Annotated in this window: 16 protein-coding genes and 1 pseudogene; 11 read left to right on the top strand and 6 right to left on the bottom strand. The window is 66.2% G+C overall.

Annotated elements, in window-relative coordinates; genetic code table 11:
* The first annotated feature begins 16 nt into the window (after nt 1-16).
* From AC3ANX_RS03205 to AC3ANX_RS03170, 8 genes are all read left to right on the top strand, one after another.
* Nucleotides 17-1,126 (top strand): YjgN family protein, encoded by a 1,110-nt coding sequence (locus tag AC3ANX_RS03205; RefSeq protein ID WP_488335589.1) that lies wholly within the window; start codon nt 17-19, stop codon nt 1,124-1,126.
* 4 nt (nt 1,127-1,130) lie between these two features.
* Nucleotides 1,131-2,186 carry a M48 family metallopeptidase gene (locus AC3ANX_RS03200; protein WP_488335588.1) on the top strand — a complete coding sequence of 352 codons (1,056 nt, stop codon included), beginning with the start codon at nt 1,131-1,133 and terminating at the stop codon, nt 2,184-2,186.
* Between the two features lie 49 nt (nt 2,187-2,235).
* The gene (locus AC3ANX_RS03195; RefSeq protein ID WP_488335587.1) at nt 2,236-2,955 is read left to right on the top strand and encodes an alpha/beta fold hydrolase; all 720 of its coding nucleotides are present in this window, start codon (nt 2,236-2,238) and stop codon (nt 2,953-2,955) included.
* On the top strand, nt 2,952-3,719 hold the full coding sequence (locus tag AC3ANX_RS03190) for a tetratricopeptide repeat protein (RefSeq protein WP_488335586.1): 768 nt from the start codon (nt 2,952-2,954) through the stop codon (nt 3,717-3,719). The genes AC3ANX_RS03195 and AC3ANX_RS03190 overlap by 4 nt, the downstream gene beginning before the upstream one ends.
* 78 nt (nt 3,720-3,797) lie before the next feature.
* Nucleotides 3,798-4,196, top strand: coding sequence for a VOC family protein (locus AC3ANX_RS03185; RefSeq protein WP_488336873.1), 399 nt, complete (start codon nt 3,798-3,800; stop codon nt 4,194-4,196).
* Nucleotides 4,197-4,208: 12 nt separating this feature from the next.
* Complete coding sequence (locus AC3ANX_RS03180; protein ID WP_488335585.1) at nt 4,209-5,252, top strand: NAD(P)H-dependent flavin oxidoreductase; 1,044 nt, start codon at nt 4,209-4,211, stop codon at nt 5,250-5,252.
* Entirely contained in the window at nt 5,249-5,983 is a 735-nt protein-coding gene (gene gloB, locus AC3ANX_RS03175; protein ID WP_488335584.1) for a hydroxyacylglutathione hydrolase, read from the top strand. The genes AC3ANX_RS03180 and gloB overlap by 4 nt, the downstream gene beginning before the upstream one ends.
* A gap of 35 nt (nt 5,984-6,018) precedes the next feature.
* Nucleotides 6,019-6,429, top strand: a complete 411-nt coding sequence (locus AC3ANX_RS03170) for a hypothetical protein (protein WP_488335583.1) — start codon at nt 6,019-6,021, stop codon at nt 6,427-6,429.
* Nucleotides 6,430-6,436: 7 nt separating this feature from the next.
* On the opposite strand, the gene AC3ANX_RS03165 is transcribed toward AC3ANX_RS03170, so the two are convergent.
* From AC3ANX_RS03165 to AC3ANX_RS03150, 4 genes are all read right to left on the bottom strand, one after another.
* Nucleotides 6,437-6,979: a TlpA family protein disulfide reductase gene (locus tag AC3ANX_RS03165; RefSeq protein WP_488335582.1), complete on the bottom strand. Its 543-nt coding sequence runs from the start codon at nt 6,977-6,979 to the stop codon at nt 6,437-6,439.
* 60 nt (nt 6,980-7,039) lie between these two features.
* Entirely contained in the window at nt 7,040-8,335 is a 1,296-nt protein-coding gene (gene hslU / locus AC3ANX_RS03160) for an ATP-dependent protease ATPase subunit HslU (RefSeq protein ID WP_488335581.1), read from the bottom strand.
* A 106-nt stretch (nt 8,336-8,441) separates the two neighbouring features.
* Entirely contained in the window at nt 8,442-9,008 is a 567-nt protein-coding gene (gene hslV, locus AC3ANX_RS03155) for an ATP-dependent protease subunit HslV (protein ID WP_488335580.1), read from the bottom strand.
* A gap of 66 nt (nt 9,009-9,074) precedes the next feature.
* The gene (locus AC3ANX_RS03150) at nt 9,075-9,446 is read right to left on the bottom strand and encodes a hypothetical protein (RefSeq protein WP_488335579.1); all 372 of its coding nucleotides are present in this window, start codon (nt 9,444-9,446) and stop codon (nt 9,075-9,077) included.
* A gap of 175 nt (nt 9,447-9,621) precedes the next feature.
* Here AC3ANX_RS03150 and AC3ANX_RS03145 point away from each other — a divergent pair, with 175 nt between their 5' ends.
* Nucleotides 9,622-10,062 carry a UrcA family protein gene (locus tag AC3ANX_RS03145; RefSeq protein WP_488335578.1) on the top strand — a complete coding sequence of 147 codons (441 nt, stop codon included), beginning with the start codon at nt 9,622-9,624 and terminating at the stop codon, nt 10,060-10,062.
* A gap of 208 nt (nt 10,063-10,270) precedes the next feature.
* On the opposite strand, the gene AC3ANX_RS03140 is transcribed toward AC3ANX_RS03145, so the two are convergent.
* On the bottom strand, nt 10,271-10,489 hold the full coding sequence (locus tag AC3ANX_RS03140) for a hypothetical protein (RefSeq protein WP_488335577.1): 219 nt from the start codon (nt 10,487-10,489) through the stop codon (nt 10,271-10,273).
* Between the two features lie 222 nt (nt 10,490-10,711).
* Nucleotides 10,712-11,657 (bottom strand): annotated as a pseudogene (locus tag AC3ANX_RS03135) (IS630 family transposase).
* Between the two features lie 53 nt (nt 11,658-11,710).
* Here AC3ANX_RS03135 and AC3ANX_RS03130 point away from each other — a divergent pair.
* Together AC3ANX_RS03130 and AC3ANX_RS03125 are read left to right on the top strand one after the other, a co-directional pair.
* A complete protein-coding gene (locus AC3ANX_RS03130) occupies nt 11,711-12,262 on the top strand; it encodes a hypothetical protein (RefSeq protein ID WP_488335576.1) in 552 nt (183 codons plus the stop codon).
* Between the two features lie 205 nt (nt 12,263-12,467).
* Nucleotides 12,468-12,722 (top strand): hypothetical protein, encoded by a 255-nt coding sequence (locus tag AC3ANX_RS03125; RefSeq protein ID WP_488335575.1) that lies wholly within the window; start codon nt 12,468-12,470, stop codon nt 12,720-12,722.
* Nucleotides 12,723-12,726: the final 4 nt, after the last annotated feature.

Below are 12,726 nucleotides of genomic sequence, written 5' to 3'. Positions count from 1 at the left end.
GGGGGAGTCAAACGGGATGGATGATCGGGTGCGCGATTCGGCCGGAGCGAAGGCGTTCGCCTTCTCCGGCGACTGGCGCGAGTTCGCGCCGATCGCCTTCACCAACCTGCTGCTCAGCATCGTCACGCTCGGCGTCTATCTGTTCTGGGCGCGCACGCGCGAGCGGCGCTATCTGTGGAGCCGGACGCGATTCATCGACGATCGGCTCGAATGGACCGGCACCGGGCGCGAGCTGATGATCGGCTACGGCCTTGCCGTGCTGATCTTCGCCATGCCGATCGCGGTGTTCAACTTCATCGCCTTCAACGCGGCGCTGCTGCGCGGGCACGAGGGGGTGGCGGGGCTGCTCGGCTTCGCCACCTATCTGCTGTTCTTCTTCCTGTCCGGCGTCGCGATCTTCCGCGCCTTGCGCTACCGGCTCAGCCGCACACTCTGGCACGGCATCCGCGGCGGCAGCGATTCGTTCGGGCTGGCGTTCGGCTGGAGCTATCTGTGGAAGTCGCTGCTCGGCTCGTTCTCGCTCGGGCTGCTCACCCCCTGGGCGATGACGCGGCTGTGGAACGAGCGCTTCGGCGAGATGAGCTTCGGCCCATATCGCTTCCACGCGGATGCTCATGCCGGGCCGATCTTCCTGCGCTTCCTGCTGTTCTATCTGGTGCCGGTGTTCTTCGTTTTTGCGGTGTTGGGCGTGATCGTGCTCGGCGCGATGAGCGGCGCGTTCGCGCGGTTCCCCGCCACGCCGAGCCCGGCCAGTCTGCCGGTGCTGCTGTTCGTGGCGCTCGGGCTGTTCTACCTGCTGTTCTTCGTCGTGCTGGGCGTGATCGCGCTGACCTTCTACGCCGCCTATTTCCGCGAGGCGGTCGGCGCGCTGCGGCTGGGTGAGCTGGAGTTCGCCTTCACCGCGACCACTATCGACTGGATCAAGCTGGTCCTCGGCAACTTCGCGCTGACGATCACCACGCTCGGCATCGGCTATATTTTCGTCGGCTATCGCAACTGGACCTTCTTCATCCGCCACATGCACGCCTTCGGCGAGGTCGATCTCGCCGGCTTCACCCAATCCACCACGCGCCCGCCGGGCCAAGGCGAGGGGCTGCTCGATGCTTTCGACATCGGCGCGATCTGAGCCCGTGCCCGTCTGGCATTACGACGGCGTCAGCGCGCTGCGGCGCACGCCGCTGTTCGTGGCGGAGGGGGGTGCGTTCCGGCTGATCGACGGCGACGTGGTGGAAGGACCCTACCCGCTCGCCGATCTCGTCGCGGGCGACGTGGTGGCGGGGGATGCGAGCTATGGCCTCGCCGGACGCGCCGGTTGGCGGATCGTGTTCCCCGGCGGCGTGCCGGCGGACCTCGCGGCCGTGCTCCCGTCACCGGCGCGCTACGGCAGGCTGATCGACCGGATCGGGTTGTGGCGCGCCGCCGCGCTGTCGGCGGTGGTCGCGGTGGCGGTGGTGACGGTGTTCCTGATGTCGCCCGCCTTGATCGCGCGCGCGGTGCCGCGCTCGGTCGAACGCCAGCTCGGCGACATGATGGCGGGCGATTTCGGCAACCAGATCTGCGCGGGCAAAGGCGGGCCGCAGGCGCTCGCCGCATTGGTGTCGCGGGTCGACCCGGACGATCCCGATATCCGCGTAGGCGTGGTCAACCTGCCGATCGTCAACGCCGTTACGCTGCCGGGGGGGCGCATCGTGCTGTTCGACGGACTTGTCCAGGCAGCGGCGTCACCCGACGAGGTGGCGGGCGTGCTCGCGCACGAGATCGGCCATGTCCGCCACCGCGACGTGCTCGAATCGCTGTTGCGCCAGCTTGGGCTGAGCGTGCTGCTCGGCGGGCTCGACGGGCATGTCGGCGGCTATACCAACGCTTTGCTCGCCTCGGCCTATTCGCGCGGGGCCGAGGCGCGCGCGGACGGCTATGCGATCGACGCGCTTGCCGCCGCGCATATCTCCCCGCTGCCGACCGCGCGCTTCTTCAAGCGGCTGTCTACGCAAGAGGATGGCGGGATCGGCCGTTTCACCGCCTATCTATCGACCCACCCGATGTCGCAGACGCGCGCGGCGCGCTTCATCGCGGCGGCGAAGACGCACGGCGCCGACCGGCCGGTGCTCGACGTGGATCAATGGGGTGCGCTGCGGGGCATCTGCTCGGGCGACACGAAGGCGGCCAAGCCGGGCTTCCGTTTCTGACGGCGGCCTCACGTTGCCGCGCGCGCGGGGCTGGCGTAAAGCCCGCGCCATGACCGATCCCCGTCCCGCGCTCGCTTATCACTTCACTCCCGGCACCGGCCCGGCGATCGTGTTCCTGCCCGGCTATGCGTCCGACATGACGGGGGCCAAGGCGCTCGCCATCGAGGCCTGGGCGAAGGCGCACGGCCGCGCCTGCCTGCGCTTCGACTATGGCGGCTGCGGCGCGAGCGAGGGCGCGTTCGAGGAGCAGACGCTCGCCGGCTGGCGCGACGACGCGCTCGCGCTGCTCGATCAGGTCGTGGCAGGCCCGGCGGTGCTGGTCGGCTCGTCGATGGGCGGTTGGCTGATGCTGCTGATCGCACGCGATCACCCGGAGAAGGTCGCCGCGCTGGTCGGCATCGCCCCCGCGCCCGACTTCACCGACTGGGGCTTCACCATCGAGGAGAAGCTGGCGATCCTGTCCGACGGCCGGTTGGAGCGCGCCTCCGCCTATTCGGATACGCCGACCGTCTTTACCCGCGCCTTCTGGCAATCGGGCGAGGCCAACCGGCTGATGTTCGGACCGATCGCGATCGACGTGCCGGTGCGGCTGATCCAGGGCATGCTCGACCGCGACGTACCGTGGAACCGCAGCCAGCGGCTCGCGGAACTGATCCGTTCACCCGACGTGCAGCTTACCCTGGTCAAGGACGGCGACCACCGATTGTCGCGCGAGTCCGATATCGCCGCGATCCTCGGCATGATCGAACAGGTGACGCCCGCCGCATGATGCTTGCCCTGCTCCTCGCCGCCGCCACGCAAGGCCCGGCCCCCGCCGCGCCGCTGCCCGATATCTCCACCGCGACCCAGCGCTACAACCGCTGCCTCGATCTTGCCGCGCGCGATCCCAAGTCCGCCGAGACCGAGGCGAGCACCTGGCTGCTCGCGGGTGGCACCTTCCTCGCGCATCAATGTCTCGGCATCGCGTACGTCAACGAGACGAAGTGGGCGGCCGGCGCGGCCGAATTCGAGGTCGCCGCGCGCCGCGCCGATGTCGTGCATGACGATCGCGCCGCCTATTTCTGGGCACAGGCGGGCAACGCGTGGCTCGGCGGCAAGGATGCGGTGAAGGCGCGCGCCGCGCTCGATGCCGCGCTGTCCCCGCACACGCTGGTCGGGCTGCAAAGCGGCGAGGCCTATCTCGACCGCGCGCGCGCCTATGTCGCGACCGGCGACGTGAAAGCGGCACGCGCCGATCTCGACCATGCCGTGGTCGAGGCGGAGCGTGACCCGCTGGCATGGCTGCTCTCCGCCACGCTGGCACGGCGGATGGGCGACCTGCCGCGCGCGCAGAAGGACATCGCCGAGGCGCTCAAACGCTCATCCGACGATGCTTCGGTGCAACTCGAAGCGGGCAACATCGCCGCCACCGCGGGCGACGAGGCGGGCGCAAAGGCCGCCTGGGGCCGCGCCGCCGCGCTCCAGCCGGGCAGCGTCGCCAACAAGTCCGCCATCGCCGCACTCGCGCAATTCAACATGCCCGCCAAACCCTGAAGGCTGGCGCGCGGGCCGCTGCGTGCCTATCTGCGGCCGGCACACAACAGGAGCGCCTGCGTGAAGTATCTCCACACCATGATCCGCGTCACCGATCCGCAGGCGACGGTGGCGTTCTTCGAACTGCTCGGCCTCAAGGAAGTCCGCCGCATCGACAGCGAGAAGGGTCGCTTCACGCTGATCTTCCTCGCCCCACCCGGGCAGGAGGGCGTCGCCGAGGTCGAGTTGACCCACAATTGGGACCCGGAGGACTATACCGGCGGGCGCAATTTTGGGCACCTCGCCTATCAGGTCGATAACATCTATGAGACGTGCCAGCGGCTGATGGACGCGGGCGTGACGATCAACCGCCCGCCCCGCGATGGCCACATGGCGTTCGTGCGCACCCCCGACAACATCTCGGTCGAGCTGTTGCAGGACGGGCATCTCGAGCCAGCCGAGCCGTGGGCGTCGATGCCCAACACCGGGGTCTGGTAAAAAGTGTTCGGAGTGCGCGCCTTTCTCGACCTGTCGGGCGCGCGCTTCCCGCTGATCCAGGCGCCGATGGCGGGGTTCGCGGGCGCGGAACTGGCGGGCGCCGCGATCGGGGCGGGCGCGGTCGGCTCGCTCGCCTGCGCGACGCTCTCGCCCGAGGCGGTGATCGAGACCGTCGCGACGATCCGCGCAAGCGCGGCCGGGCCGCTCAACCTCAACGTGTTCTGCCACCGGCTCGGCCCCGTCCCCGACACGACCGCATGGGAAGCGCAACTCGCATCCTGCTACGTCGCCGAAGGTATCTCTCGCCCGACCACCGCGCCCGCGCTGCGCCGACCATTCGACGATGCGATGGCCAAGGCCATCGAGGTGGCGCGGCCCGAGTTCGTCAGCTTCCACTTCGGTCTGCCCGAAGCGCCGCTGCTGGAGCGCATGCGCGCGACCGGGGCGAAACTGATCGGCAACGCCACCACCGTTGCCGAGGCGCGCTTCCTCGCTGATCAGGGCTGCGATGCGATCATCGCGCAAGGGTTCGAGGCGGGTGGCCACGCCGGACATTTCCGCGAAGGCCATCACCCGGTCGGGCTGTTCGCGCTGATCCCGCAAATCGCCGATGCAGTTTCGGTGCCGGTGATCGCGGCGGGCGGCGTCGCCGACGAACGCGGCGTGCGTGCCGCCATCGCGCTTGGCGCGGGCGCGGTGCAGGTCGGCACTGCCTATCTCGCCACGCCCGAAAGCAAGGCGAGCACGCCGCACCGCGCCGCGATGGCGCGAGCCGGCGCGGACGACAGCGTGTTCACCAACCTGTTCTCGGGCGGGCTCGCACGCGGCCTGCGCAACCGGCTGATCGAGGCGATCGGCCCCGTCAGCACCGCCGCGCCGCCCTTCCCATATGCGAGCGCTGCGCTCGCCCCTTTGCGCGCGCATGCCGAGAGCGAGGGGCGCGGCGACTATTCACCGCTATGGGCCGGGCAAGGCGTCGCGCTCGCCCGCAGCGAACCTGCCGCCGCCCTTACCCGCCGGCTCGGCGAAGCGGCGCTTGCGATGGAGTTTGCATGACCGACCTCGAGATCGTCCGCATTCCCGCCTTCACCGACAATTACATCTGGCTGATCCACGATCCCGTCTCCAACGAGACGGTGGTGGTCGATCCCGGCGATGCCGCCCCCGCCCTTGCCGAGGCCGAGCGGCGCGGCTGGACGATCGATCAGGTGTGGAACACGCACTGGCACGCCGATCACACCGGCGGCAACGCCGCGGTGAAGGCCGCCACCGGCGCCACGATCAGCGGCCCCGCCGCCGAAGCCGCGAAGATCCCGACGCTCGACGTGCAGCTTGCCGAGGGCGACACCGTGCGGATCGGCGCGCACGTCGCGCAGGTGATCGCAGCCCCGGGGCACACCGCCGGGCATATCCTGTTCCATCTTGCCGACGATGCGACGATCTTCGTCGGCGATACTTTATTCGCGATGGGCTGCGGCCGGCTGTTCGAAGGCACGCCTGCGCAGATGTTCGCCAATATGCAGCGCCTCGCCACGTTACCGGACGCAACGCAGGTGTTCTGCGCGCACGAATATACGCAAAGCAACGGTCGCTACGCGCTGGTCGCCGAGCCCGATAACGCCGCCATCGTCACCCGCATGGCTACGGTCGATGCCGCGCGCACCGCCGGCGAGGCGACCGTGCCCACCACGATCGCGCTGGAACGCGCCACCAATCCGTTCCTGCGCGCCCGGTCGGCGGACGAACTCGCCGAGCGACGCGCGGCCAAGGATAATTTCAAGGGGTAAGCGCGTTATACCCGCGATCCAGCCGAGGAATCGCGATGTACCGCTTCATCCTGCCCGCCATGCTCCTCCTCGCGGGCACCGCCGCGCTGTCGGCCGATCACGGCCGCGCCGCGCGCGAGGCAGCCAGGCATCAGGCCGAAATCGACAAGGCACTCGCCGGGCTGGTGCCGGGCAAGCCGCAGCAATGCCTCGACAGCCACGACCGCTACGAGACCCAGCGGATCGGCGACACGATCCTCTACAAACAGGGCCGCGGGCTGATCTACCGCGCCGACACCAACGGCGGCTGCCACGGGCTCGACCGCGGCGACGCGATCGTGTCGCAGCAGTTCGGTTCGCAATTGTGCGCTGGCGATCCAATCCGCACGGTCGATCTGACCAGCCACATTCCGAGCGGCGTCTGCACGATCCGGTCGTTCGTGCCGTACCGCGCGCCGAAACGCTGAACCCCCGTTAGCGTGTCGCCGCCGGCAACCCGTGCACCGGCTCCGACGCCGGGGCCGGCTCGGCGAGCAGCGGCGCGATGATGTCGGCATATTCCCTGGCGGTCAGCGCGTTCGCCTTGGCATAGCGCACGATACCCTGCCGATCGATGATGTAGTTGGTCGGGATCGCATTGCCCACCGCCACATAATCACCGCTGATCGAGGCGACGAGCGGATAGTGCAAAACTTTGGCCAGCGGTTTCAGCGCAGACAGCGGCGTCGGATCCATCGCCAGCACCCCGAACACGTGCAGGCCATAGCGCGCGCCGTTCGCCTGAATGCGGTCGAGTTCGGGCATCTCCTGCTTGCATGGGCCACACCATGTCGCCCACAGGTTGAGGATGACCACCTGCCCCCGCAGGTCAGCCAGCGATACCTTTCCGCCACCAGCGAGGCGCAGCTTGAAATCGGGCGCGGGCTGCCCGACGACGATCTTCTTCGCGACCGCTGGTGCCGTCGTCATCGCCCAGCTGGCGATACCGAGCAGCGCCCCCGCTATTAGCCTCCGCATCGTCTGTCCTCCCCCGTGCCCAAGTCTTGGACGCGGGGGCGGAACAGTCAAGCAGCCTGCTTACAAGACGAACCGGCTGAGATCGGTGTTGCGCGCGATGCTCGACAACTGCTTTTCGACATAGCCGGCGTCGACCACGACGGTTTCGCCCTGCCGATCCTCGGCCTCGAAGCTGACTTCCTCCAAGAGCTTCTCCATCACCGTCTGCAACCGGCGTGCGCCGATATTCTCGACCTCGCCGTTCACCTCTGCGGCGATCTTCGCGACCGCGCGGATGCCGTCTTCGGTGAACTCGACGCCGACGCCTTCGGTGCCGATCAGCGCGACATATTGCTGGGTCAGCGACGCCTTGGTGTCGGACAGGATCGCGACGAAATCGTCCTCGGTCAGCGCCTTCAGCTCGACACGGATCGGCAAGCGGCCCTGAAGTTCGGGGAGCAGGTCGCTTGGCTTGGCGACATGGAACGCGCCCGAGGCGATGAACAGCACATGGTCGGTCTTCATCGGTCCATATTTCGTCGCGACCGTGGTGCCCTCGATCAACGGCAGCAGATCGCGCTGCACGCCCTCGCGGCTCACCGAGCCGCCGCGCACATCGCTGACCGCGATCTTGTCGATCTCGTCGAGGAAGACGATGCCATTCTCCTCCGCGTCGGCCAGCGCGATGCGGTTCAGTTCATCCTGGTCGAGACGTTTGTCGGCCTCCTCCTCGACCAGCTTCTCCCAGGCGGCGGGCACGGTGAGCTTGCGGCGCTTCAACTGCTGGCCGCCGAACGCCTTGCCCATCATCTCGGAAATGTTGATCATCTGCGGCGCGCCGCCGGGGATCTCGAACGGCATCTGCGGCGCCTGTTCGAGCTCGATCTCGATCTCGGTGGTGTCGAGATGGCCGTCGCGGAAGCGCTGGCGGAACGCCTCGCGCGTCGCCTCACTCGCACCCTTGCCGGTGAGCGCATCGAGCAGACGGCTGAGCGCGGCCTCCTCGGCTTTGTCCTTGACCGCGATGCGACGGCGTTCCTTCTCGAGCCGGATCGCCTCCTCGACCAAGTCGCGCGCGATCTGCTCGACATCGCGGCCGACATAGCCGACCTCGGTGAACTTGGTCGCCTCGACCTTGATGAACGGGGCGTCCGCGAGCTTGGCAAGGCGGCGGCTGATCTCGGTCTTGCCGCAGCCCGTCGGCCCGATCATCAGGATGTTCTTGGGGCTGACCTCGTCGCGCAGATCCGCGCCGAGCCGCTGACGCCGCCAGCGGTTGCGCAGCGCCACCGCGACCGCCTTCTTGGCGTCGGACTGGCCGATGATGTGCGCGTCGAGCGCGCGGACGATAGCCTTGGGGGTAAGTTGGTCGTTCATGAAACTCTTCTTTGTTCGTCATCCCAGCGAAAGCTGGGATCTTGTGCCGCAGGGGCGCGCTTCGTAACGAGGAGACCCCAGCTTTTGCTGGGGTGACGGATCGGGATCAGGCGTCGGCTGCGCCTTCGATCGCTTCGACGGTCAGTCGTTCGTTGGTATAGACGCACACGTCGGCGGCGATCTTCATCGCCTTGCGGCAGATCGTCTCGGCATCGCCCTCGTACTCGACCAACGCGCGCGCGGCGGCGAGCGCGTAGTTGCCGCCCGACCCGATCGCGGCGATGCCCGCCTCCGGCTCGAGCACGTCGCCGTTGCCGGTGAGGATCAGCGTCACGTCCTTGTCGGCGACGATCATCATCGCTTCGAGATTGCGGAGATATTTGTCGGTGCGCCAGTCCTTGGCGAGTTCGACCGCCGCGCGCAGCAACTGGCCGTGATGCTGTTCGAGCTTGCGTTCGAGCCGCTCGAACAGGGTGAAGGCATCGGCGGTCGCGCCGGCGAAACCGCCGATCACCGATCCGTCACCCAGGCGGCGCACCTTGCGGGCGTTGGGCTTCATCACGGTCTGGCCCTGCGTCACCTGGCCGTCACCAGCGACTACAACGCGACCGTTCTTGCGCACGGAGAGAATCGTGGTGCCGTGCCACACCACTCGATTGGATTGTTCGCTCATGGCGGCGGATATGGGAGGCTCCGCCGCCATGCGCAATCCGGCCGCGAAACGAAGCGGCCGGCGGCGTCAGTGAACCGCTTCGGTATGCCGGTCGGGCGTGCCGCCGATCGGGACGGTGGCGGGGCGGAAGGCGTCGCGCTCGGCGGCGGAGACGGGCGCGGTCGGATCGGGACGGAACGCTTCAGGCGCACGCGCACTGCCGTCGTTGTGCGGCTTGTCCGTCGCGAGATCGGGCACGGCGTGTTCTGCGCCGCTCCCAGTGGCCGCCGCCGCGATCCGGTCGAACACGCCGAAGCGCAGCGCCGCCGCCAAGCCGCCGATCACCGCGAGCGCACCCGCCGCGATGCCGATCGACGCGCCGCGACCCGTCTGCCCCGTTTTGGGACGCTCGGTCGCGCGGGTGGCGGGTTTGGCGGTGCTTTTGGCCTTGGCTGCCATCGTCTCGGTCCTTTGTGTTGAAAGCCTTACCCCTTCAACCGCGCGAGCGGCGGGTCCGTTCCCCATCGCCTGCACGCCGCATTGCCGGAACGGGCCGGCGTGGTAATGGTTAACGCGAGAGACGATGCCCGAGTCTGCCCGCCCGTGCGGCGGGCCGTGTAGCTGAGGAGGTTCGATGATCCGCCTGTCCACCCTGTCCGCCGCCGCGCTTGCCGCCGGCTTTGCGTTGGTCTCCGCCTTGCCCGCCGCCGCGCAGAATTTCGAGCGCGACGACATCGTCGTCTATGGCCACCAGCCGATCCCCGATCATGTCGACTCGGTGTCGCAGCGGGTGAGCTACCGCGACCTCCACCTCGAATATCCCGAAGACCGCCGCGAGCTGCGCCGCCGCGTGAGCGTGACGGCGCAGGAGCTGTGCGACTCGCTCGGCGACCGAGGCTATGCGTCGAGCTACGCCCCCTCCTGCACCGAGACCGCGACGCGCGACGCGATGCGCCAAGTCCGCATCGTCGAGGCACGCTACACCGCGCGGCCGCGCTATTATGCCGACACCGCGCATGTGTGGCTGCCCGAGCGGCAATGGTCGGTGGAGGATGAGTACAACACGGGGCGGTGAGGCGCGGCGGCGACGGGATTAGCGCAAGCTCATCCCGAGCGGACTAGCCGCGCCCGGCCGGCGGCGCTCCAGCGCCGACCGACGGCGTGGGATTCACTCCCACGCCGCGCCCCCGGGAGCGCCACCCTCACCCCATCATCGCAAACATCGCCCACCCAAGCCACGCGCCGCGTCCGCGCGCGCGCCACCAAATCCAACACCGCCCCGCTCAGCCACCGCGCCGCCCGCCACCGACGCCGAGCCCCTCTTCCCACGCCGCGATCCCGGCGAGCGCCTCGGCCGAGAGTGGCTGGGCAGTGCCGATCAACCGCGCATCGACCAGCGCCTCCCACCGCGCGCGCGCCTCGCGCTCGGCACCGGCATAGCTGCCCGCGATCTCGCTACGCCGCGATAGCGGGACCGACTGCGGGTGACGGATGGTGGACATGTGGGTTCCTTTCGGTTGTGGCGCGAAAGGGTAGCGAGATCGGGGTGTGTAGGACAGCCGCCAGTATCCGAAGGGGCATAGTAGCACTTTGCGACGTGCAGCTTGACTCTTCACGCCCCAGCAAAATCTGATGTGGAGCACACCCCGCCGCTACTGAATGAGTGGAATACGACGTTGTAAGCGCCAATTTTTTCAGGCAGAAAGCTCTAGAGCGGTTTTCGATCAGTCTGCATCGTAGCCGCAAGCGGCGAAGTAGTTGGCACATTCCTGGGGCGAGTAGAGATCGAGGATGCGACCGATGGCGTTCCATAGGCCATGGACGGTCCGCTCGGCCGCTTTTCGCAGGTGCGCCTTCAGCTTGGAGAAGGCCTGCTCGATCGGGTTGAAGTCTGGGCTGTAGGGCGGGAGGAAGAGGAGCGTTGCGCCAACGCTTTCGATGGCGGCTCGCACGGCCGGCGCCTTGTGGCTCGACAGGTTGTCCATCACGACCACGTCACCGCGGCCGAGTTCCGGCACGAGCACGCGCGTGACGTAGGTGAGGAACGCATCGGCGTTCATTGGTCCGTCGAGCACCCAGGGTGCTACCATGCCCGTGCGGCGCAGGCCGGCGACGAAGGTCGTGGTCTTCCAATGTCCGAAGGGGATGCCGGCGCGCAAGCGCTGGCCCGCCGGCAGCGACCATGGCGCCGCGCCATGTTGGTAGACGCCCAGGTCTCGTCGATGAAGACCAGCTTGTCGGGGTCGAGATCGAGCTGGCCCTCGAACCACTCCTCGCGACGCTTCAGGACGTCGGGACGATCTTGCTCCGTCGCGTGGCCGGTCTTTTTTTGCGCGTGATCCCGTGGCGGGCGAAGAAGCGCCAGAGCGTGGCGATGCTGACGCTCACGCCACGCTCGGCCAGCATCCCACGAAGCTCTGCCAGCGTCGGATCCGGCTGCTGCTCGATCGCCTCCAGAATGAAGGCGGCATGGTCCTCAATCTTGGGACTTCGGCGATCACCGCCCTGCGGCTTGGCCGCCGGCGTGCCATGAGCGAGCACCAGCTGTCGCCAGCGGATCGCGCTTGCCGCGCTGACGCCGAACCGCTCTGCCGCCTGCCGGCAAGACACCCCGCTTTCGACAGCAGCGATGACACGATCCCGAAGATCACGCGATAACGCTCGGCCCATCCATCCCGGCCTCCTTCGCCAGCACGGATCGTGAATCAGAAAACGGGTGCCGTGTGAATCCCCAACGATTCAGCCCCGACGAAAACCGCTCTAGTGAGGCAGGACTCCCCACTATAAGTCCAAAGGTAGAATTTTCGCCTGAAGGCATTGAAAAAATTGCCGATATGAGAATTGCCGCAGAAGATGCATTTGTTTTACTTAATAGCGTGATGCAATCTTCGGATATTAGAGCTTGGATCACGTTTGATAGGCTTGATGAGGCTTTTCAGGGCCATGCGGAGGTCGAGGTTGTAGCACTGCGCGCCTTGCTAAGAACCTATCTTGACTTGACTGAATTCTCCAACATCAAAATGAAACTATTCCTGAGACGGGACCTATTCCGTCGAATAACATCGTCGGGCTTTGTTAATCTTACTCATATCAATGCAAAGAAGTTAGAAATCATTTGGGACGAGGAAGATCTGTTGAATCTTCTAGCTCGACGGGTCCGCGAGAACAAATATTTTGTTAACGATATTTCAACAGCGGAACTTACCGATCAACAAATGTTCGATAAGATATTTCCAGACCAAGTTGACTTCGGCCTCAGAAAACCACGGACATGAGTGTGGATGATGCGCCGGATCCGCGACGGAAATGATGTAAAACCTCCACGAAACCTTATTGACTTAATTAATTTCACTCGAGAAGCTCAGCTTCGTAAAGAAGATAGAGATCCTCGTGAATATGACAACGTGGCGATCGTAGAACCAGAGGCACTTAGAAAAGGACTTTCGTAACTTAGTAAAAGCCAGGTTAACGAATACTCTCTTGGCGGAAGCAGGATCCCTTTCCCCTATCATTAGTAAATTTAGAAACGGCAAGGCAGAACATAACTTAGATTCTTTAGTGGACGTCTTGCTAATTTCCGTAAATGAAGTTCGTTCGACGATAAAACCGCTTTTAGAACTTGGCTTCTTAGAAGATGTCAAAGGAACCTATAAGATTCCGACGCTTTACCGAGAGGGCCTCGGTATAACTCAAGGAAAAGCGTTCCAATTGACCGGCGACGACGAGGAGGCATAGTACT

The organism is Sphingomonas sp. BRN-1R (assembly GCF_057748035.1).
The sequence above is the reverse complement of the archived record's forward strand: the minus strand, read 5'-3'. Positions and strand labels throughout refer to the sequence as shown.